A 21309-nucleotide genomic window follows, 5' to 3' on the forward strand; every position below is an offset into this window, starting at 1 on the left:
GGGACGGCTGGCTGTGCGGGCGCGCGCCGAGGGGCGTGGGCGGGGCGGCAGCCGATAAGACCACGGCCACCCGGCATCGGTCCCCGGACTCCCGCACGGCGAGGCGCGACCGGGACGGACGGCGGCATCCCGGCACAGGTGCCCGGACTCCGGCACGGCGAGGCGTACGGCGGAGAGGGGCGGCGGCACGCTGCGACGGCAAGGGACGCGGGACCGGGTCCGGCACCGCGAGCCGCGCGGCCGGGACGGACGGCAGCATCCCGGCGCCCGCGTGCGGTGGCCCCGTGGCGGTGGGCCGCACGGCGAGGACCGGCCCGGAGCTTCTCAGGGGCTTCGGGGTGCTCGGACCACGCCCTCCTGGATCACCGAGATGGCCAGGCGGCCGTCCTGGGTGTAGATGCGGGCCTGGCCGAGGCCGCGGCCGCCGGAGGCCGACGGGGACTCCTGGTCGTACAGGAGCCATTCGTCGGCGCGGAAGGGCCGGTGGAACCACATCGCGTGGTCCAGGGACGCGCCGACCACGTCACCGACCGCCCAGCCGCCGCGCCCGTGCGCGAGGAGGATCGAGTCGAGGAGCGTCATGTCGGAGACGTACGTGGCGAGGACGACGTGCAGCAGCGGGTCGTCAGCGAGCTTGCCGTTGGTGCGGAACCAGACCTGCGAGTGCGGTTCGCGCGGCTCGCCGAACCGACCGAACGGCGGCTCGTCCACGTACCGCAGGTCGATCGCCTCGCGGGCCTCCAGGAAGCGCTCCACGACCGTCGGATCGAGGTGGTCGTAGCCGCGCAGCCGGTCCGCGGAGGTGGGCAGCGTCGCCGGATCGGGGGCGGCCGGCATGGCGGCCTGGTGCTCGAAGCCGTCCTCGTGCCGCTGGAAGGACGCGGAGAGGGCGAAGATCGGCTGGCCGTGCTGGACCGCGAGCACACGGCGCGCGGTGAAGGAGCGGCCGTCGTTCATGCGGTCGACCGTGTAGACGATCGGCGCGCCCGGGTCGCCGGGACGCAGGAAGTACGCGTGCAGGGAGTGGGCGAGCCGGTCCTCGGGGACCGTCCGCCCGGCGGCGACCAGCGCCTGCGCCGCGACCTGCCCGCCGAAGACGCGGGGGACGACGGCGGGGCGGGAGTGGCCGCGGAAGATGTCCTCCTCGATCTGCTCGAGGTCGAGGAGATCGAGGAGGGACTGAAGTGCCTGGCTCATGGAGCTGTTGTACCGGCCGGTGATATCGCTCGGCTTACAGGCCCATGTCCTTCGCGATGATCGTCTTCATGATCTCGCTGGTGCCGCCGTAGATGCGGTTGACCCGGTTGTCCGCGTACAGGCGGGCGATCGGGTACTCGTTCATGAAGCCGTAGCCGCCGTGCAGCTGGAGGCAGCGGTCGATGACGCGGTGCGCGACCTCGGTGCAGAACAGCTTGGCGCTGGCGGCCTCGGCCGGGGTCAGCTCACCGGCGTCCAGGGCCTCCAGGGCGCGGTCGGCGACGGCCTCGGCGGCGTCCACCTCGGCCTGGCAGGCGGCCAGTTCGAACTTGGTGTTCTGGAAGGAGGCGACGGGCTTGCCGAAGACCGTGCGGTCCTGCACGTACTCCTTGGCGAACCGGACGGCGGCCTTGGCCTGGGCGTAGGCGCCGAAGGCGATGCCCCAGCGCTCGGAGGCCAGGTTGTGGCCGAGGTAGTAGAAGCCCTTGTTCTCCTCGCCGAGGAGGTCCTCGACGGGGACCTTCACGTCGACGAACGCCAGCTCGGCGGTGTCGGAGGTCTTCAGGCCGAGCTTGTCCAGCTTGCGGCCGATGGAGTAGCCCTCGGACTTGGTGTCCACGGCGAACAGGGAGATGCCGTGGCGGCGGTCCTCGGCGGTGGGCGCGGAGGTGCGGGCGCAGACGATCACGCGGTCGGCGTGCACGCCACCGGTGATGAAGGTCTTGGAGCCGTTGAGGACGTAGTGCGTGCCGTCCTCGGAGAGCTTGGCGGTGGTCTTCATGCCCGCGAGGTCGGAGCCGGTGCCCGGCTCGGTCATCGCGAGGGCCCACATCTCCTCGCCGGTGACGAACTTCGGCAGGAAGCGCTTCTTCTGCTCGTCGGTGGCGAGCATCTTGATGTACGGCAGGCCGAGCAGGACGTGCACACCGGAGCCGCCGAACTGCACGCCCGCGCGTGCGGTCTCCTCGTACATGACGGCCTCGAACTTGTACGAGTCGATGCCGGCGCCGCCGTACTCCTCGTCCACGCGGATGCCGAAGATGCCGAGCTCGGCGAGCTTGTAGTAGAAGTCGCGCGGCGCCTGGCCGGCCTGGAACCACTCGTCGTAGACCGGGACGACCTCGGCCTCGATGAAGGCGCGCAGGGTCTCCCGGAACGCCTCGTGGTCCTCGTTGAACACAGTACGGCGCACCGCCGCCACCTCCAGGTACGTGTCTAAGCGCTTGCTCAGAACATCAAGGTACCGGCGGGTAGGGAGAGGCGTCCAGAGCTGCCCCCGTAACGCTCGTCACGCCGCCGCGGCCGCGAACGCCCCCCTGGCCATGCGGTGCAGCAGCTCCGCCGTGGCGCCGCGGCCCGGGAGGGAGCCGGGGCGGCCCAGATGCGGGGTGGAGTTCAGGAGGCCGAAGACGGAGTGCACGGCCGAGCGGGCCGCGGGTTCGGCGAGGCCGGGGTAGACCTCGCGCAGGCTCGCCACCCACAGCTCGACGTACTGCCGCTGGAGCTGCCGCACCAGCTTGCGGTCGCTGTCGCGCAGGCGGTCCAGCTCGCGGTCGTGCAGGGTGATCAGGGGGCGGTCGTCCAGCGCGAAGTCGATGTGGCCCTCGATCAGCGAGTCCAGCAGCGCCCCGGGGTCCCGGCCGTCCGACTCTGCGACCCTGCGCTTGCCGCCCGTCAGGAGGCGGCCGCTGATGCCGACCAGCAGCTCCGCCAGCATCGCGTCCTTGCCCGCGAAGTGCCGGTAGAGCCCGGGACCGCTGATGCCGACCGCCGCGCCTATCTCGTCCACGCCCACGCCGTGGAACCCCCGCTCGGCGAACAGCCGCGCGGCCTCCTTGAGGATCTGCTCGCGGCGGCTGGGGGCGTCGGTTCTGGTGGCCATGGAGGCAATTCTAGACAGGGAGGTTAGCGGTCGTTAACCTGGAGGAAATGGTTAACGCTCATTAACAGGCGATCACTGGGTGAGGGGACCGCGGGACATGGATCAGGCACCCGAGCTGACGAGCGCGGCAGATCCCGCGTCGGCGGCCTGGAAGGCCAACGAGGAGGCCCACCGGGCCCTCGTGGACGAGCTGCGGGACAAGCTCGCCGCCGCCGGCATGGGCGGCGGCGAGAAGGCGCGCGAGCGGCACACCGCGCGCGGCAAGCTGTTGCCCAGGGACCGGGTCGACACCCTCCTGGACCCCGGTTCGCCCTTCCTGGAGCTGGCCCCGCTCGCCGCCGACGGGATGTACGACGGGCAGGCCCCGGCCGCCGGGGTCATCGCCGGGATCGGGCGGGTCAGCGGACGCGAGTGCGTCGTCGTCGCCAACGACGCGACCGTCAAGGGCGGCACGTACTACCCGATGACGGTGAAGAAGCACCTGCGCGCGCAGGAGGTGGCCCTCGACAACCGCCTCCCCTGCGTCTACCTCGTGGACTCCGGCGGCGCCTTCCTGCCCATGCAGGACGAGGTCTTCCCGGACCGCGAGCACTTCGGGCGGATCTTCTACAACCAGGCCCGGATGTCCGGCGCGGGCATCCCGCAGATCGCGGCGGTGCTCGGCTCGTGCACGGCCGGGGGCGCCTACGTCCCCGCCATGAGCGACGAGGCGGTCATCGTCCGCAACCAGGGCACGATCTTCCTCGGCGGCCCGCCCCTCGTGAAGGCAGCCACCGGCGAGGTCGTCACCGCGGAGGAGCTCGGCGGCGGCGAGGTGCACTCCCGGATCTCCGGCGTCACCGACCACCTCGCCGAGGACGACGCCCACGCGCTGCGGATCGTCCGGAACATCGTGGCGACCCTTCCCGCGCGCGGACCGCTGCCGTGGTCCGTGGAGCCCGCGGTGGAGCCGAAGGTCGACCCCCACGGCCTCTACGGCGCGGTGCCGGTGGACTCCCGCACCCCCTACGACGTCCGCGAGATCATCGCGCGCATCACCGACGGCTCGCGTTTCGCCGAGTTCAAGGCCGAGTTCGGGCAGACCCTGGTCACCGGCTTCGCCCGGATCCACGGCCACCCGGTCGGGATCGTGGCGAACAACGGCATCCTGTTCTCCGAGTCCGCCCAGAAGGGCGCCCACTTCATCGAGCTGTGCGACCAGCGCGGCATCCCGCTGCTGTTCCTCCAGAACATCTCCGGCTTCATGGTGGGCAGGGACTACGAGGCCGGTGGCATCGCCAAGCACGGCGCCAAGATGGTGACCGCGGTCGCCTGCACGCGCGTGCCCAAGCTGACCGTCGTCGTCGGCGGTTCGTACGGCGCCGGCAACTACTCGATGTGCGGCCGGGCCTACTCCCCCCGCTTCCTGTGGATGTGGCCCAACGCCAAGATCTCCGTCATGGGCGGCGAACAGGCCGCCTCCGTCCTCGCGACCGTCAAGCGGGACCAGTTGGAGTCCCGTGGGGAGACCTGGTCCGCCGAGGACGAGGAGACCTTCAAGGACCCGATCCGCGCCCAGTACGAGCGCCAGGGCAACGCCTACTACGCCACCGCCCGGCTCTGGGACGACGGGGTCATCGACCCGCTGGACACCCGTCAGGTGCTCGGCCTGGCCCTGACCGCATGCGCCAACGCGCCGCTGGGCGATCCCCAGTTCGGCGTCTTCCGGATGTGAGGACCCATGTTTGACACAGTGCTTGTCGCCAACCGGGGCGAGATCGCGGTCCGCGTCATCCGCACGCTCAGGGCCCTGGGTGTACGTTCCGTCGCCGTCTTCTCCGACGCGGACGCCGACGCCCGGCACGTCCGGGAGGCCGACACCGCCGTACGGCTGGGGCCGGCGCCGGCCTCGGAGAGCTATCTGTCCGCCGAGCGGCTCCTTGAGGCGGCCGCCCGCACCGGCGCCCAGGCCGTCCACCCCGGCTACGGCTTCCTCGCGGAGAACGCGACCTTCGCGCGCGCGTGCGCCGACGCCGGGCTGGTCTTCATCGGGCCGCCCGCCGACGCCATCGCCCTCATGGGCGACAAGATCCGCGCCAAGGAGACCGTGCAGGCGGCCGGAGTGCCCGTGGTCCCCGGCGGCCGGGACCCCGAACTCGTCGAGGCGGCTCGCGCGTTGGGCGCCCCGGTGCTGCTCAAGCCCAGCGCGGGCGGCGGCGGCAAGGGCATGCGGCTGGTCCGGGACCTGACGGTGCTCGACGAGGAGATCGCCGCGGCCCGCCGCGAGGCCCGCGCCTCCTTCGGCGACGACACCCTGCTCGTGGAGCGGTGGGTCGACCGGCCCCGGCACATCGAGATCCAGGTGCTCGCGGACGGCCACGGCAACGTGATCCACCTCGGTGAGCGCGAGTGCTCCCTCCAGCGCCGCCACCAGAAGATCATCGAGGAGGCGCCCAGCGTCCTCCTCGACGAGGACACGCGCGCGTCTATGGGCGCGGCGGCGGTCGAGGCGGCCCGCTCCTGCGGCTACCGGGGCGCGGGCACGGTGGAGTTCATCGTGCCGGGCGACGATCCCTCGTCGTACTACTTCATGGAGATGAACACCCGACTCCAGGTGGAGCACCCGGTCACCGAGCTGGTCACCGGACTCGACCTGGTGGAGTGGCAGCTCCGGGTCGCCGCGGGCGAGCGGCTGCCGTACGGGCAGCAGGACGTCTCCCTCACCGGGCACGCGATCGAGGCCCGCGTCTGCGCGGAGGACCCCGCCCGCGGCTTCCTGCCCTCCGGCGGCACGGTGCTGCGCCTGCGTGAACCCCAGGGCGACGGCGTCCGCACCGACTCGGGGCTCAGCGAGGGCACCGAGGTCGGCAGCCTGTACGACCCGATGCTGTCCAAGGTCATCGCGTACGGCCCGGACCGCGCGACCGCGCTCAGGAAGCTCCGGGCGGCCCTCGCGGAGACGGTGACGCTCGGCGTCCAGACCAACGCGGGTTTCCTGCGCCGGCTCCTCGCCCATCCGGACGTGGTGCGGGGCGAGTTGGACACCGGGCTCGTCGAGCGGGCGGTGGACGACCTGGTCTCCACCGACGTACCGGAGGAGGTGTACGAGGCGGCGGCGGCCGTACGCCTCGACGCGCTGCGGCCTCGTGAGGAGGGCTGGACCGACCCGTTCTCGGTGCCGAGCGGCTGGCGGCTCGGGGGCGCCCCGAAGCCCGTCGGCTTCCACCTGCGGGTGCAGGACCCGGTGGAGTACGTCCCGCGCGGCACCCACACCGTCACCGCCGACCAGGTCACCGTCACCCTCGACGGCGTCCGGCACACCTTCCACCGCGCCGCCGACTGGATCGGCCGGGACGGCGACGCCTGGCACGTGCGGGACCACGACCCGGTGGCCGCGTCCCTGACCCGCGGCGGGCACGCGGGGGCGGACTCCCTCACCGCGCCCATGCCCGGCACGGTGACCGTCGTGAAGGTCGCGGTCGGGGACGAGGTGGCCGCCGGGCAGAGCCTGCTCGTCGTCGAGGCGATGAAGATGGAGCACGTCATCTCCGCCCCGCACGCCGGCACGGTCGCCGAGCTGGACGTCACTCCGGGCACCACGGTCGCGATGGACCAGGTGCTCGCCGTCATCGCCCCGGTGGAGGAGGAGAAATGACGCTCCCCATGGTCCTGCCGGAAGCGGGGCTCCCCGCCCGGGTCCGCATCCACGAGGTCGGCGCCCGCGACGGCCTGCAGAACGAGAAGTCGACCGTGCCGACCGAGGTCAAGGCGGAGTTCGTGCGCCGCCTCGCCGAGGCCGGGCTGACGACGATCGAGGCGACGAGCTTCGTCCACCCGAAGTGGGTGCCCCAGCTCGCCGACGCGGAGCAGCTGTTCCCGCAGATCAGCGACCTCCCGGTGGACCTCCCGGTCCTGGTGCCCAACGAACGCGGCCTGGACCGGGCCCTCGCGCTCGGCGCGACCCGCGTCGCCGTGTTCGCGAGCGCCACCGAGTCCTTCGCCAAGGCCAACCTCAACCGCACGGTCGACGAGGCACTGGCGATGTTCGAGCCGGTCGTCGCGCGGGCCAAGGCCGAGGGCGTACACGTCCGCGGCTACCTGTCGATGTGCTTCGGCGACCCCTGGGAGGGCGCGGTCCCGGTCCCCCGGGTCACCAGGGTCTGCCGCGCCCTGCTCGACATGGGCTGCGACGAGCTGAGCCTCGGCGACACCATCGGGGTGGCCACCCCGGGCCACGTCCGCGCGCTGCTGACCGAGCTCGACGTCCCGGTCGAGAAGGTGGGCGTGCACTTCCACGACACCTACGGCCAGGCCCTCGCCAACACCCACGCCGCCCTCCAGCACGGCGTCACCACCGTGGACGCCTCCGCGGGCGGCCTCGGCGGCTGCCCGTACGCCAAGTCCGCCACCGGCAACCTCGCCACCGAGGACCTCGTGTGGATGCTTCAGGGCCTCGGCATCGACACCGGTGTCGACCTCGGCCGTCTCGTCGCCACCAGCGCCTGGATGGCCGAACACCTGGGCCGACCCAGCCCGTCCCGCACCGTCCGCGCCCTCTCCCACCAGGAGTGAACCCCGATGGACCACCGTCTCTCCCCCGAACTGGAAGAACTCCGCCGTACCGTAGAGGAGTTCGCCCACGACGTGGTGGCGCCGAAGATCGGCGAGTACTACGAGCACCACGAGTTCCCCTACGAGATCGTCCGCGAGATGGGCCGCATGGGCCTGTTCGGGCTGCCGTTCCCCGAGGAGTACGGCGGGATGGGCGGCGACTACCTGGCCCTCGGCCTGGTGCTTGAGGAACTCGCGCGCGTGGACTCGTCGGTGGCCATCACCCTGGAGGCCGGCGTCTCCCTCGGCGCCATGCCGCTGCACCTGTTCGGCACCGAGGAGCAGAAGCGCGAGTGGCTGCCCCGGCTGTGCTCGGGCGAGATCCTGGGCGCCTTCGGCCTCACGGAACCGGACGGCGGCAGCGACGCCGGGGCGACCCGCACGACGGCCCGCCTGGACCCCGACACCGACGAGTGGGTCATCAACGGCACCAAGTGCTTCATCACCAACTCCGGCACCGACATCACCGGCCTGGTCACCGTCACCGCGGTCACCGGCCGCAAGCCCGACGGCAGGCCGCTGATCTCCTCGATCATCGTCCCCTCGGGCACCCCGGGCTTCACCGTCGCCCCGCCGTACTCCAAGGTCGGCTGGAACGCCTCCGACACCCGTGAGCTGTCCTTCTCCGACGTCCGGGTCCCGGCGGCGAACCTGCTGGGCGAACAGGGCCGCGGCTACGCCCAGTTCCTGCGGATCCTCGACGAGGGCCGGATCGCCATCGCGGCGCTCGCGACCGGACTCGCGCAGGGCTGTGTGGACGAGTCCGTGAAGTACGCCAAGGAGCGGGAGGCGTTCGGGAAGCCCATCGGCGCCAACCAGGCCATCCAGTTCAAGATCGCCGACATGGAGATGAAGGCCCACACGGCCCGCCTCGCCTGGCGGGACGCGGCCTCGCGCCTGGTCGCCGGCGAGCCCTTCAAGAAGGAGGCGGCCCTCGCCAAGCTGTACTCCTCCACGATCGCCGTCGACAACGCCCGTGACGCCACCCAGATCCACGGCGGATACGGCTTCATGAACGAGTACCCGGTGGCCCGGATGTGGCGCGACTCCAAGATCCTGGAGATCGGCGAGGGCACCAGCGAGGTCCAGCGGATGCTGATCGCACGGGAGTTGGGGCTGGTGGGTTAATCCGCAGCTCACAGAGCGTCCACAGCTTGGACGGGACGGCGCCCCGCCCTCTGGACATTCGATGAGGTTAGGCTAACCTACGTTCGAACTTGTCCGGCGGGCGCTCAGCCCCGTTCGAAAGCAGCCACACATGTCCAACGCAAGAGCCGCCCACCTCACCCGCCGTGGCATCCTCGCCGCGGGCGGCGCGCTCGGCCTCGGCGCCGTGCTCGCGGCCTGCGGTGACGACGACTCCAGCAGCGAGGGCTCTGGCAAGGGGACCACGGCCGCCAAGTCCGGGGCGTGGAGCTTCAAGGACGACCGCGGCACGACCGTCAAGCTCGACAAGGTCCCCACGAAGATCGTCGCCTTCGTCGGCGTCGCCGCCGCGCTGTACGACTACGGCATCGAGGTCAAGGGCGTCTTCGGCCCCACCAAGACCAAGGACGGCAAGGCCGACGTCCAGGCCGGCGACATGGACGTCAGCAAGCTGACCGTCTTCGGCAACGTCTGGGACCAGTTCAACGTCGAGCAGTACGCGGCCTTCGCGCCCGAGGTCCTCATCTCCACGACCTTCGACAGCGCCGGCACCCTCTGGTACGTCCCCGCGGCCTCCGCCTCCAAGATCGCCAAGCTGGCGCCGAGCGTGGCGGTCTCCGTGTACGACCGTCAGATCACCACGCCCCTCCAGCGGGTGTGGGAGCTGGCCGAGTCCCTCGGCGCCGACATGAAGGCGGCGAAGGTCACCGACGCGAAGAAGCGGTTCGAGGCGGCGTCGGAGCGGCTGCGCGCCGCGGCCAAGGCCCACCCCGACATCAAGGTGCTCGCCGGGTCCGCCGCCCAGGACGTCTTCTACGTCTCCGGCACCAACCTCTCCATCGACCTGGAGTACTTCAAGGCCCTCGGCGTGAACTTCGTGGAGCCCCCGGCGTCCGTGCTCAAGGCGTCCGGCGGCTGGTACGAGTCGCTGAGCTGGGAGAACGTCGACAAGTACAAGGCCGACATCATCATGATGGACGACCGTACGGCGACGATCCAGCCGGCCGACATCACCGAGGCCACCTGGAAGAAGCTGCCCGCGGTGAAGGCCGGGCAGGTCATCGCCCGTTCTCCGGAGCCGATCCTGTCGTACGACAAGTGCGTGGCGATGGTGGAGAACCTCGCGAAGGCGATCGAGACCGCGAAGAAGGTCAGCTAGGCGCGTTGTCGTCTGCGGGCGCGTGGGGGCTTGTCGCGCAGTTCCCCGCGCCCTTGAGTAGGCACACCTGACGTCGATTCAGGAGGTACCCCCGTGACCACGGCCGTAGCCGCTCCGTTCCGTTTCTTCTCACTCCAGGTGGTACGGACGAGGCGACTCGGGCCGTCCTTGGTCCGCGTCACCTTCACCGGAGACGACCTCAGCGAGTTCCACTCGTACGGGCACGACCAGTCCCTGTCCCTCTTCCTGCCCGCCGAGGGGCGCACCGAGCCCGGGGTCCCCGTCGAACTCGGGGACGGGTGGTGGCAGGCGTGGCGGGAGCAGCCCGATGACGTGCGGGCCGTGATGCGGTCGTACACGCTACGGGCTCTCCGCCGCGATCCCGACGAGATCGACATCGACTTCGTGCTGCACGAGCCCGCCGGGCCCGCGTGCGCATGGGCCTCGCGGGCCCGTGCCGGGGACAGGGTGCAGTTGCTCGGGCCCGCGATCGCCGACAACCGGGCGATCCGGTTCCGGCCGCCCGCCGACACCGATCTCGTGCTGCTGTGGGGCGACGAGACCGCCCTGCCCGCCGTCTCCGCGATCCTCGAAGCCCTCCCCGCCGGGCAGCGCGCCCGCGTCTGGCTGGAGGTGCGGCACGCAGGGACCATCCAGGACCTCGCGACCGACGCGGACGCCGAGATCACCTGGCTCGTCGGGGAGAAGGCACTGGACGCCGTCCGGGAGGCACAACTCCCGCCCGCCGAGCGGCCGTACGCGTGGATCGCGGGCGAGTCCGGGTGCGTGAAGGAGCTGCGGCGGCACTTCGTGCGCGAGCGCGGGATCGACCGGCGCCGCGTCACCTTCGTCGGCTACTGGCGCCACGGGATGACCGAGGAGCAGCTCCGGGCGGCGGAGTAACCCCCGTCCACGTGACGCCGGTCACGGGTGGGGCAGGTTTCGCCTCGCTTTAATTAGGTTAGGCTTACCTAAGTTGAAGCCGGGTTTCCGCCCCGCTCCTGCCCCGTCCCGTACGGATGTCCCCACCGGAGGACCCCCACATGCGCTCGCACCTGCTCAACGACACGACCGCGGAGAGCTACCGCCGCTCCGTGACCGAAGGAATCGAGCGGGTGGCGGCCAAACTCGCCACCACCACACGGCCGTTCACCGGCGTCTCCGTCGACGCCCTCTCCCCCCGCATCGACGAGATCGACCTCGACAAGCCCCTGCTGGACACGGCGGCGGTGCTCGACGAGCTGGAGGACGTCTACCTCCGGGACGCGATCTACTTCCACCACCCCCGCTACCTCGCCCACCTCAACTGCCCGGTCGTCATCCCGGCCGTGCTCGGCGAGGCCATCCTCTCCGCCGTCAACTCCTCCCTGGACACCTGGGACCAGTCGGCCGGCGGCACCCTGATCGAGCGCAAACTGATCGACTGGACGACCGCGCGCATCGGACTGGGCCCGGTCGCCGACGGGGTGTTCACCTCGGGCGGGACGCAGTCCAACCTCCAGGCCCTGCTGCTGGCCCGCGAGGAGGCCAAGGCGGACACCACGGCCAAGCTGCGTGTCTTCGCCTCCGAGGTCAGCCACTTCAGCGTGAAGAAGTCCGCCAAACTCCTCGGCCTGGGCGCCGATTCGGTCGTCTCCATCCCCGTGGGCGCCGACAAGCGGATGCAGACCGTCGCCCTCGCCCGCGAGCTGGAGCGCTGCAAGCAGGACGGCCTCGTCCCCATGGCCGTCGTCGCCACCGCCGGCACCACCGACTTCGGCTCCATCGACCCGCTGCCCGAGATCGCCGAACTGTGCGAGCAGTACGGCACCTGGATGCACGTGGACGCCGCCTACGGCTGCGGACTGCTCGCCTCGGTCAAGTACCGGGACCGCATCGACGGCATCGAGCGCGCCGACTCGGTCACCGTGGACTACCACAAGTCCTTCTTCCAGCCGGTGAGTTCGTCCGCCGTCCTGGTCCGCGACGCCTCCACACTGCGCCACGCCACCTACCACGCGGAGTACCTCAACCCGCGCCGCATGGTGCAGGAACGTATTCCCAACCAGGTGGACAAGTCCCTCCAGACCACCCGCCGCTTCGACGCCCTCAAGCTGTGGATGACCCTGCGCGTGATGGGCGCCGACGGCATCGGCCAGCTCTTCGACGAGGTCTGCGACCTGGCCGCCGAGGGCTGGAAGCTGCTCGCCGCCGACCCCCGCTTCGACGTGGTCGTCGAACCGAGTCTCTCCACGCTCGTCTTCCGCTACATCCCGTCCTCGGTCACCGACCCGGCCGAGATCGACCGCGCCAACCTGTACGCCCGCAAGGCCCTGTTCGCCTCCGGCGACGCGGTGGTCGCGGGCACCAAGGTGCAAGGCCGCCACTACCTGAAGTTCACCCTGCTCAACCCCGAGACGACGGTCGAGGACATGTCCGTCGTGCTCGACCTGATCGCCGGCCACGCCGAGCAGTACCTGGGAGAGTCCCTTGACCGCGCGTCCTGAAAACCCGTCCGCCGTCCATGACTTCGTGGGGATCGGGCTGGGCCCGTTCAACCTGGGCTTGGCCTGCCTCACCGAGCCCATCGCCGAACTCGACGGGATCTTCCTGGAGTCGAAGCCCGACTTCGAGTGGCACGCCGGCATGTTCCTGGACGGCGCCCACCTCCAGACCCCCTTCATGTCGGACCTGGTCACCCTCGCCGACCCGACCTCGCCGTACTCCTTCCTCAACTACCTGAAGGAGAAAGGCCGGCTGTACTCGTTCTACATCCGCGAGAACTTCTACCCGCTGCGGGTGGAGTACGACGACTACTGCCGCTGGGCCGCCGGCAAGCTGAGCTGCGTCCGCTTCGGCACCAGGGTGACCGAGGTCCGCCACGAGGACGAGCTGTACGTCGTGACGACATCGGACGGCGACACCTTCCGCGCCCGCCACCTGGTCCTCGGCACCGGCACCCCGCCGTACGTGCCGGAGGCCTGCCAGGGGCTGGGCGGTGACTTCATCCACAACTCCCGCTACATGCAGCACCGTTCGGAGCTGGTGAAGAAGGAGTCCATCACCCTGGTCGGCTCGGGCCAGTCCGCTGCCGAGATCTACTACGACCTCCTCTCGGAGATCGACGTCCACGGCTACCGGCTGAACTGGGTGACCCGCTCCCCGCGCTTCTTCCCCCTCGAATACACCAAGCTCACGCTGGAGATGACCTCCCCGGAGTACATCGACTACTACCGCGAGCTCCCCGAGGCCACCCGCTACCGGCTCACCGCCGAGCAGAAGGGCCTGTTCAAGGGCATCGACGGGGACCTCATCAACGAGATCTTCGACCTGCTCTACCAGAAGAACCTCGGCGGCCCCGTCCCCACCCGGCTGCTCACCAACTCCTCGCTCACCGGCGCGCGGTACGAGAACGGCACGTACACGCTCGCCTTCCGCCAGGAGGAGCAGGAGAAGGACTTCGAGATCGAGTCGCAGGGCCTGGTCCTCGCGACCGGCTACAAGTACGCCGAGCCGGAGTTCCTGGCACCGGTCAAGGACCGCCTGGTCTACGACTCCCAGGGCAACTTCGACGTGTCCCGCACCTACGCGATCGACGTGACGGGCAGAGGCGTCTTCCTCCAGAACGCCGGTGTCCACACCCACAGCATCACCAGCCCCGACCTGGGCATGGGCGCCTACCGCAACAGCTGCATCATCCGGGAGCTGCTCGGCACCGAGTACTACCCGGTCGAGAAGACGATCGCGTTCCAGGAGTTCTCCGTATGACCTTCACCTTCCGCCCCCTCGACCCGCTGAAGGACGCCGAGCTGCTGCACGGGTGGGTCACCCACCCCAAGGCCGCGTTCTGGATGATGCAGGACGCGAAGCTGGAGGACGTCGAGCGGGCCTACATGGACATCGCGGCCGACGAGCACCACCACGCGCTGCTGGGCCTCGACGAGGACGGCGAGCCCGCGTTCCTCATGGAGAAGTACGACCCCGCCCACCGCGAGCTGGTGGGGCTGTACGAGCCCCGGCCCGGTGACATCGGCATGCACTTCCTCACCCCGGCGACCGACACGCCCGTCCACGGCTTCACCCGGTCCGTCATCACCGCCGTGATGGCCCACCTCTTCGAGGACCCGGCCGTCCAGCGGGTGGTCGTGGAGCCGGACGTCTCCAACAAGGCCGTCCACGCCCTGAACGAGGCGGTCGGGTTCGTCCCCGAGCGCGAGATCCAGAAGCCGGAGAAGAGGGCCCTGCTGAGCTTCTGCACCCGGGAGCAGTTCATGACCGCTACGGGGGTGGCCGCATGAGCCTCGCCGACACCGTGGCCCACCTCTCCCCCGAGCGCTGGGAGACGGCCAACCGCCTGCTGATCCGCAAGGGCCTCGCCGAGTTCGCGCACGAGCGGCTCATCGAGCCCGAGGAGACCGACAAGGACCAGTACGTCGTCCGCAGCGACGACGGCAAGACCCGCTACGACTTCACGGCCGTGCGCCGCGCCCTGGACCACTGGCAGGTCGACGCCGACTCCATCACCCGGCACCGCGACGGCACCGAACTCCCGCTGGCCGCGCTGGACTTCTTCATCGAGCTGAAGGACACCCTCGGCCTCAGCGACGAGATCCTGCCGGTCTACCTGGAGGAGATCTCCTCCACCCTCTCGGGCACCTGCTACAAGCTCACCAAGCCGCGGATCCCGGTCGCCGAGTTGGCGAAATCCGACTTTCAGGCCATCGAGACCGGCATGACCGAGGGCCACCCGTGCTTCGTGGCCAACAACGGCCGGCTCGGCTTCGGCATCCACGAGTACCTCTCGTACGCCCCCGAGACCGCGAGCCCGGTCCGTCTGGTCTGGCTCGCCGCCCACCGCTCGCGCGCCGCGTTCACGGCCGGGGTCGGCATCGAGTACGAGACCTTCGTACGGCAGGAGCTGGGCGAGGACACCGTGGAGCGCTTCCACGGCGTGCTGCGGGACAAGGGCCTCGACCCGGCCGACTACCTCCTCATCCCCGTCCACCCCTGGCAGTGGTGGAACAAGCTCGCCGTCACCTTCGCCGCCGAGGTCGCCCGCGACCTGCTGGTCTGCCTCGGCGAGGGCGACGACGAGTACCTGGCCCAGCAGTCCATCCGGACCTTCTTCAACCGGTCGCATCCCGAGAAGCACTACGTGAAGACGGCCCTGTCCGTCCTCAACATGGGCTTCATGCGCGGACTGTCGGCCGCGTACATGGAGGCGACCCCGGCCATCAACGACTGGCTCGCCCAGCTCATCGAGGGCGACCCGGTCCTGAAGTCCACGGGTCTGTCGATCATCCGCGAGCGGGCCGCCGTCGGTTACCGGCACCTGGAGTACGAGGCCGCCACCGACCGCTACTCGCCGTACCGCAAGATGCTGGCCGCGCTGTGGCGCGAGAGCCCCGTTCCCTCCCTCCGGGACGGCGAGTCGCTCGCGACGATGGCCTCCCTGGTCCATGTCGACCACGAGGGCCGGTCCTTCGCGGGCGCGCTCGTCGAGCGGTCGGGACTGACCCCGGCCGACTGGCTGCGCCGCTACCTCCGCGCCTACTACACCCCGCTGCTGCACAGCTTCTACGCCTACGACCTGGTGTTCATGCCGCACGGCGAGAACGTCATCCTGGTCCTGAAGGACGGTGTGGTGGAGCGGGCGATCTACAAGGACATCGCCGAGGAGATCGCCGTCATGGACGCCGAGGCGGTGCTGCCGCCGACGGTCGAGCGGCTGCGCGTGGAGGTCCCCGACGACAAGAAGCTGCTGTCGATCTTCACGGACGTCTTCGACTGCTTCTTCCGCTTCCTCGCCGCGAACCTCGCCGCCGAGGGAGTCATGGAGGAGGAGGACTTCTGGCGCACGGTCGCCGAGGTCACCCGCGACTACCAGCACTCGGTGCCCGAACTGGCCGACAAGTTCGCCCGGTACGACATGTTCGCGCCCGAGTTCGCCCTGTCCTGTCTCAACCGCCTCCAGTTGCGCAACAACCGGCAGATGGTGGACCTGGCGGACCCGTCCGGCGCGCTCCAGCTCGTCGGCATGCTGAACAACCCCATCGCGGGCCTCTGAGCACGGCCCCCAGAGCCAGGCGCGACCCGGGAGTACGGTCCTCCCGGGCCCCGTCTGTTTCCGGCTCTTCTCGTGCCTCCCGGACACACCGAGCACACGCCCGCCGCCTGCGACGGGGGCGCCGAACAGTGGTGGCGGGTCGTCGACATCGGGGGCGGGGCCGTCGGCCTGCAACACGTGGCGTCGGCGTTCTGCCTGGACATCGCGGGCTACCGGGCCGCGGGAGACCCGATGCAGATGCGGCCGTGCGCCTACCGGCTGGGCGACAGCGCCCCCTACCCGGAGGACCAGGCGTTCCTCCTGCGGAGCCGCCCGGACCGGACCTTCACGCTGCTCTGCCGGGACAACCCGGCCATCGCCGTGGGGGTCACGGACGGTGAGGTCCGCATGCTGTCCGCCGAAGCCGCCGGCCGGGCGGCCCGCTTCGCCCAGGACGACGCCCTGCGCGAGGTGCTGGGCGGCTGAGCCCGCGGTGCCAGAATTCCCCCATGGCGGAAATCCTGCAGAAGGACGGCACATGGATCTTCGACGGCGACGCTCTGCGGCTGATTCCGGGCAGGGACAAGAGCGTCGGGCTGCTCCGGCGGACGCTGGGTGAACTCGTCGTCCCCCTGGGTGCGTTGGCCGGCATAGCCTTCGAACAGGGCAAGAAGTCGGGCCGGTTGAGGCTGCGGCTGCGTGACGGCGCCGACCCCCTGCTGCTCGCGACCGGCGGCCGGCTGGCCGAGCCGCACGACCCGTACCAGCTCACCGTCGAGTCGGACCGCTACGGCGTCGCCGAGTACTTCGTGGACGAGGTCCGCAGCGCCCTGCTCCTGGACCAGGTCCCCACCGGCCCGGTGGACGCCTACCTGCTGCCCGGCCCGGCCGTCCCCCTCGCGTACTCCGCGGGTGACGGCACCGCCGCCTTCGACGGCGAGCACATCCGTCTGGAGTGGAACTGGAAGACGGAGGACGCCAAGGCCTCCGCCGGCCCCCGCACCCTCGCCCTGGCCGACGTCGAAGCCGTGGACTGGCAGCCCTCGGTCGGTCTGGAGAACGGCCACCTGCGCTTCACCGTCCGGCACGCCCCGACCAAGGCCCCGGCGAAGTACGACCCCCACGCGGTCGAGCTGTGGGGCTTCAAGAAGGACCCGCTGATGGCGTTGGTCGCGGCGGCGGTCCAGGCCAGGCTCCCCCACCCGGCCCGGGCCGCCGCCGCCGTCGACGCAGGGACATCACTCACCGCACGGCCCAGCACGCCTTCTCCCCCGGTCGCCCCCGCCGAGGACGGTCACGACGCCCTCCTGCGCCGGCTGCGCGAGCTCGGCGAGCTGCACCGCACGGGTGTCCTCACGGACGAGGAGTTCGCCCTGGCCAAGCAGGCGGTCCTCAAGCGCATGCTGCATCACCCCGGGGGATGACCCCCGCACCCCCAGCGGAAAAGCGGTTACTTCGCCCTGCGCGCCACGGTGAAGTGGTCGATGCGGTCACCGGTCTCGGCGATGCCCGACACCTTCAGCCTGGCGTAGTGGCCGCGTGCGGCGGGTTCCACGTCCACGCGCAGGAAGGAGTAGTTGAGGTAGCGCACCCGGGACCAGGCGACCGTCTCGTCGACCTTGCCGTCCTTGGTATTGACGAAGGAGGAGACGGAGTCGCGCTCGTTCAGGTGGCCCTCGTAGGAGTCGGGTGCGGAGAACGCGTACAGGCTGCGGCCCGCGGCACCCGCCGTGACGTAGACGACGCCCTCGGTCTCGGGGTACGCGGTCCCGCCGATCGGGAGCTTCTTGGCGACCTTGTCGCCCTTGATGACGTCGGTGCGCTCGTACTGGTGGTTGTGACCGTTGATCACCAGGTCCACGTGGTACTTCTCGAACAGCGGCACCCACTCCTGTCGCACGCCGCCTTCCGAGGCGTGCGCCGTGGAGGTGCAGTAGGCGCAGTGGTGGAAGAACACGATGACGAAGTCGATGTCCTTCGCGGCCCGGTACTTCCTGAGCTGCCGCTCGAACCAGGTGGTCTGGGTGCCGCCGGAGATGCCGAGGTTGGCCGGGATCTCGTAGGAGACGTCGTTGGGGTCGAGCGAGATGACCGCGGTGTTGCCGTAGACGAAGGAGTAGACGCCCGGCAGGTGCTTCTTGTCGGGTCCGTTGTCGGGCAGTGTGAAACGGGCCTCCTCACCGCCGTAGCCGTTGGGCGAGTACCAGGCCTCCATGTCGTGGTTGCCGTACGACACCATCCACGGCACGGACTTGGCGACGGACTCGGTCTGGGCGAGGAACTGGTCCCACACCCGCGCGTCGAAGCCGGTGTCGGCGGTCTTGCCCGCGCCGGCCGGGTCGGCGTAGGCGATGTCGCCGGCGTGCAGGTGGAAGGCCGGGTCCTGGCCGAGGAGCAGGCTGTCGTTGGCCAGGCCGTGGTAGCTGACGCCCTGGTCGCCGAAGGCGGTGAAGGTGAACGGCTTCTTGTGGGCGGGCGCGGTGGTGAAGGTGCCCAGGGTGCCGGTCAGGTGCGGCTCGGCCGGGTCGAAGCCCTGGTGGCCGACGCCGTAGTAGTAGGTCTGGCCGGGGCGCAGGTGGGTGAGCCTGGCGTGCAGGTAGTACTGCGTGTGGTCGCCGCCTGCGCCGACGCCGGCCGGGGTGTACAGGGTGCGCACCTCGGCCTCGATCCTGCGGGAGAGGTCCCAGGGACGGGCGCCGATCCGGATGAAGGGCTTCTTGACCGCGACCGGCACCTGCCAGGAGACGGTCATCTCGGTGCGCGCGTCGTTGCCGTAGGCGAGGTGGCGGCCGAAGGGGGCGACAAGGGCGCCGTCGACGCTCTCGGCGCCGGCGAAGGTCCGCGTCGGGGTGGCCGCCCGGGCGACGGCACCCGGTACGAACGCGCCACCCGCGACGGCGCCCAGCGTGACGGCGCCGCCTCTGATCATCGTGCGCCGGGAGAACCGGGCGCGCAGGTACTCGTGCTGCTCGGCCATGCTCATGCGGTCGGCGAGCGTCTCGGGTACGCCCATGCGAGGAATGTCCATGGCGTCTGAAAGTCGTCGCCATGAGCAACGAGCTGTGGGACGCGGGATGGACAGCGCACGAACAGACGTTCATAAGACCATCAACAGCCTCCTGCCCGATATCGGGCAGGATTCTTGCGAAACGGCTCCCGGTACCCCAGGATCTACCGGGTGCACGACGAACTCGTTGATCATCTGACGCGGTCCACGCCCCTGAGCCGGGGCGAGGCACTGCGGGTGATCCAGGACGTGCTCGCCTTCTTCGACGAGACGACCGAGGACTACGTCCGTCGCCGCCACCGCGAACTCCAGGCCCAGGGCCTGGTGAACGCGGAGATCTTCGGACGGATCGAGGCGGACCTCAAATATCGAGCGGTGGCGCCGCCGGAGCTCACGCTGAGGCAGTTGCGCCGCATGGTCTACGGCTAGGGGACACAGCTACATGTGCGGAATTGTCGGATACATCGGGAAGCGTGATGTCGCCCCCCTGCTCCTGGAGGGCCTCCAGCGCCTCGAGTACCGCGGTTACGACTCGGCGGGCATCGTCGTCACCTCGCCGAAGACGGCCGGGCTGAAGATGGTCAAGGCCAAGGGCCGGGTGCGCGACCTGGAGGCCAGGGTCCCGGCCCGCTTCAAGGGCACGACGGGCATCGCCCACACCCGCTGGGCCACCCACGGCGCCCCCTCCGACGTGAACGCCCACCCGCACCTGGACGCCGAGGGCAAGGTCGCCGTCGTCCACAACGGCATCATCGACAACGCCTCCGACCTGCGCCGCAAGCTGGAGGCGGACGGTGTCGAGTTCCTCTCCGACACCGACACCGAGGTCCTCGTCCACCTCATCGCGCGCTCCCAGGCGGAGAAGCTGGAGGACAAGGTCCGCGACACCCTGCGGGTGATCGAGGGCACCTACGGCATCGCCGTGATGCACGCCGACTTCAGCGACCGCATCGTCGTGGCCCGCAACGGCTCCCCGGTCGTCCTCGGCATCGGCGAGAAGGAGATGTTCGTCGCCTCCGACATCGCCGCGCTGGTCGCCCACACCCGGCAGATCGTGACGCTGGACGACGGCGAGATGGCCACCCTCAAGGCCGACGACTTCCGCACCTACACCACCGAGGGCACCCGTACGACGGCCGAGCCCACCACCGTCGAGTGGGAGGCCGCCTCCTACGACATGGGCGGCCACGACACCTACATGCACAAGGAGATCCACGAGCAGGCCGACGCCGTGGACCGCGTGCTGCGCGGCCGCATCGACGACCGCTTCTCCACCGTGCACCTCGGCGGCCTCAACCTGGACGCCCGCGAGGCCCGCCAGATCCGCCGCGTCAAGATCCTCGGCTGCGGCACCTCGTACCACGCGGGCATGATCGGCGCCCAGATGATCGAGGAGCTGGCCCGCATCCCCGCGGACGCCGAGCCGGCCTCCGAGTTCCGCTACCGCAACGCGGTCGTCGACCCCGACACCCTGTACGTCGCCGTCTCCCAGTCCGGTGAGACCTACGACGTCCTCGCGGCCGTCCAGGAGCTCAAGCGCAAGGGCGCGCGGGTGCTCGGCGTCGTCAACGTGGTCGGCTCGGCGATCGCCCGCGAGGCGGACGGCGGCATCTACGTGCACGCGGGCCCCGAGGTCTGCGTGGTCTCCACGAAGTGCTTCACCAACACCACGGTCGCCTTCGCCCTGCTCGCCCTGCACCTGGGCCGCACCCGCGACCTCTCGGTCCGCGACGGCAAGCGGATCATCGAGGGCCTGCGCAGGCTGCCCGCGCAGATCACCGAGATGCTGGAGCAGGAGGAGCACATCAAGAAGCTGGCCGAGCAGTACGCCGAGGCCCGCTCGATGCTCTTCATCGGCCGCGTCCGGGGCTACCCGGTGGCCCGCGAGGCCTCCCTGAAGCTCAAGGAGGTCTCCTACATCCACGCCGAGGCCTACCCCGCCTCCGAGCTCAAGCACGGCCCCCTGGCCCTGATCGAGCCGGCCCTGCCCACGGTCGCGATCGTCCCCGACGACGATCTCCTGGAGAAGAACCGCGCCGCCCTGGAGGAGATCAAGGCCCGCAGCGGCCGGATCCTGGCGGTCGCCCACCAGCACCAGGAGAAGGCCGACGAGACCATCGTGGTCCCGAAGAACGAGGACGAGCTGGACCCGATCCTGATGGGGATCCCGCTCCAACTCCTCGCCTACCACACCGCGTTGGCCCTGGGCCGGGACATCGACAAGCCGCGCAACCTCGCGAAGTCGGTGACGGTCGAGTAGGACACTCAGGGGCGCGGGGAACTGCGCGAGCAACCCCCACTGC

General features: G+C 70.3%; 18 protein-coding genes. 14 read left to right on the forward strand and 4 right to left on the reverse strand.

Annotated elements, in window-relative coordinates; genetic code table 11:
- Positions 1–324: 324 nt before the first annotated feature.
- The 3 genes from AOJ26_RS15505 to AOJ26_RS15515 all read right to left on the reverse strand — a co-directional run bounded on the left by AOJ26_RS15505 (position 325) and on the right by AOJ26_RS15515 (position 3079).
- Complete coding sequence (locus AOJ26_RS15505; RefSeq protein ID WP_053848863.1) at positions 325–1197, reverse strand: acyl-CoA thioesterase; 873 nt, start codon at positions 1195–1197, stop codon at positions 325–327.
- Between the two features lie 34 nt (positions 1198–1231).
- Positions 1232–2389 carry an acyl-CoA dehydrogenase family protein gene (locus tag AOJ26_RS15510; protein ID WP_053848864.1) on the reverse strand — a complete coding sequence of 386 codons (1158 nt, stop codon included), beginning with the start codon at positions 2387–2389 and terminating at the stop codon, positions 1232–1234.
- 96 nt (positions 2390–2485) lie between these two features.
- On the reverse strand, positions 2486–3079 hold the full coding sequence (locus AOJ26_RS15515; RefSeq protein WP_053848865.1) for a TetR/AcrR family transcriptional regulator: 594 nt from the start codon (positions 3077–3079) through the stop codon (positions 2486–2488).
- A gap of 97 nt (positions 3080–3176) precedes the next feature.
- On the opposite strand from AOJ26_RS15515, the gene AOJ26_RS15520 reads away from it, so the two are divergent.
- The 12 genes from AOJ26_RS15520 (at position 3177) to AOJ26_RS15575 (ending at position 17423) form a co-directional block, all read left to right on the forward strand.
- A complete protein-coding gene (locus tag AOJ26_RS15520) occupies positions 3177–4793 on the forward strand; it encodes a carboxyl transferase domain-containing protein (protein ID WP_053848866.1) in 1617 nt (538 codons plus the stop codon).
- Between the two features lie 6 nt (positions 4794–4799).
- Complete coding sequence (locus tag AOJ26_RS15525) at positions 4800–6713, forward strand: acetyl/propionyl/methylcrotonyl-CoA carboxylase subunit alpha (protein WP_053848867.1); 1914 nt, start codon at positions 4800–4802, stop codon at positions 6711–6713.
- Positions 6710–7630 carry a hydroxymethylglutaryl-CoA lyase gene (locus AOJ26_RS15530; protein WP_053848868.1) on the forward strand — a complete coding sequence of 307 codons (921 nt, stop codon included), beginning with the start codon at positions 6710–6712 and terminating at the stop codon, positions 7628–7630. The genes AOJ26_RS15525 and AOJ26_RS15530 overlap by 4 nt, the downstream gene beginning before the upstream one ends.
- 6 nt (positions 7631–7636) lie before the next feature.
- On the forward strand, positions 7637–8797 hold the full coding sequence (locus AOJ26_RS15535; RefSeq protein ID WP_053848869.1) for an acyl-CoA dehydrogenase family protein: 1161 nt from the start codon (positions 7637–7639) through the stop codon (positions 8795–8797).
- A gap of 130 nt (positions 8798–8927) precedes the next feature.
- A complete protein-coding gene (locus AOJ26_RS15540) occupies positions 8928–9974 on the forward strand; it encodes an ABC transporter substrate-binding protein (RefSeq protein WP_053848870.1) in 1047 nt (348 codons plus the stop codon).
- Positions 9975–10067: 93 nt separating this feature from the next.
- Positions 10068–10877: a siderophore-interacting protein gene (locus tag AOJ26_RS15545; protein ID WP_053848871.1), complete on the forward strand. Its 810-nt coding sequence runs from the start codon at positions 10068–10070 to the stop codon at positions 10875–10877.
- Between the two features lie 140 nt (positions 10878–11017).
- Complete coding sequence (desA, locus tag AOJ26_RS15550; RefSeq protein WP_053848872.1) at positions 11018–12460, forward strand: lysine decarboxylase DesA; 1443 nt, start codon at positions 11018–11020, stop codon at positions 12458–12460.
- Positions 12444–13721: a lysine N(6)-hydroxylase/L-ornithine N(5)-oxygenase family protein gene (locus tag AOJ26_RS15555; RefSeq protein WP_053848873.1), complete on the forward strand. Its 1278-nt coding sequence runs from the start codon at positions 12444–12446 to the stop codon at positions 13719–13721. The genes desA and AOJ26_RS15555 overlap by 17 nt, the downstream gene beginning before the upstream one ends.
- Entirely contained in the window at positions 13718–14251 is a 534-nt protein-coding gene (locus AOJ26_RS15560) for a GNAT family N-acetyltransferase (RefSeq protein WP_053848874.1), read from the forward strand. Before AOJ26_RS15555 ends, AOJ26_RS15560 begins: the two co-directional genes overlap by 4 nt.
- On the forward strand, positions 14248–16020 hold the full coding sequence (locus AOJ26_RS15565; RefSeq protein WP_053848875.1) for an IucA/IucC family protein: 1773 nt from the start codon (positions 14248–14250) through the stop codon (positions 16018–16020). Before AOJ26_RS15560 ends, AOJ26_RS15565 begins: the two co-directional genes overlap by 4 nt.
- Before the next feature lie 72 nt (positions 16021–16092).
- Positions 16093–16485, forward strand: a complete 393-nt coding sequence (locus AOJ26_RS15570; protein ID WP_053848876.1) for an RICIN domain-containing protein — start codon at positions 16093–16095, stop codon at positions 16483–16485.
- A gap of 23 nt (positions 16486–16508) precedes the next feature.
- Positions 16509–17423 carry a DUF4429 domain-containing protein gene (locus AOJ26_RS15575; RefSeq protein ID WP_053848877.1) on the forward strand — a complete coding sequence of 305 codons (915 nt, stop codon included), beginning with the start codon at positions 16509–16511 and terminating at the stop codon, positions 17421–17423.
- 26 nt (positions 17424–17449) lie between these two features.
- On the opposite strand, the gene AOJ26_RS15580 is transcribed toward AOJ26_RS15575, so the two are convergent.
- Complete coding sequence (locus tag AOJ26_RS15580) at positions 17450–19012, reverse strand: purple acid phosphatase family protein (RefSeq protein WP_053848878.1); 1563 nt, start codon at positions 19010–19012, stop codon at positions 17450–17452.
- Between the two features lie 165 nt (positions 19013–19177).
- Here AOJ26_RS15580 and AOJ26_RS15585 point away from each other — a divergent pair, with 165 nt between their 5' ends.
- Entirely contained in the window at positions 19178–19435 is a 258-nt protein-coding gene (locus AOJ26_RS15585; protein ID WP_020123260.1) for a hypothetical protein, read from the forward strand.
- Between the two features lie 13 nt (positions 19436–19448).
- Positions 19449–21266, forward strand: coding sequence for a glutamine--fructose-6-phosphate transaminase (isomerizing) (glmS, locus tag AOJ26_RS15590; protein WP_053848879.1), 1818 nt, complete (start codon positions 19449–19451; stop codon positions 21264–21266).
- Positions 21267–21309 lie beyond the last annotated feature (43 nt).

Origin of the sequence: Streptomyces sp. NRRL B-24085, from assembly GCF_001282115.1 — a bacterium.
GTDB lineage: Bacteria > Actinomycetota > Actinomycetes > Streptomycetales > Streptomycetaceae > Streptomyces.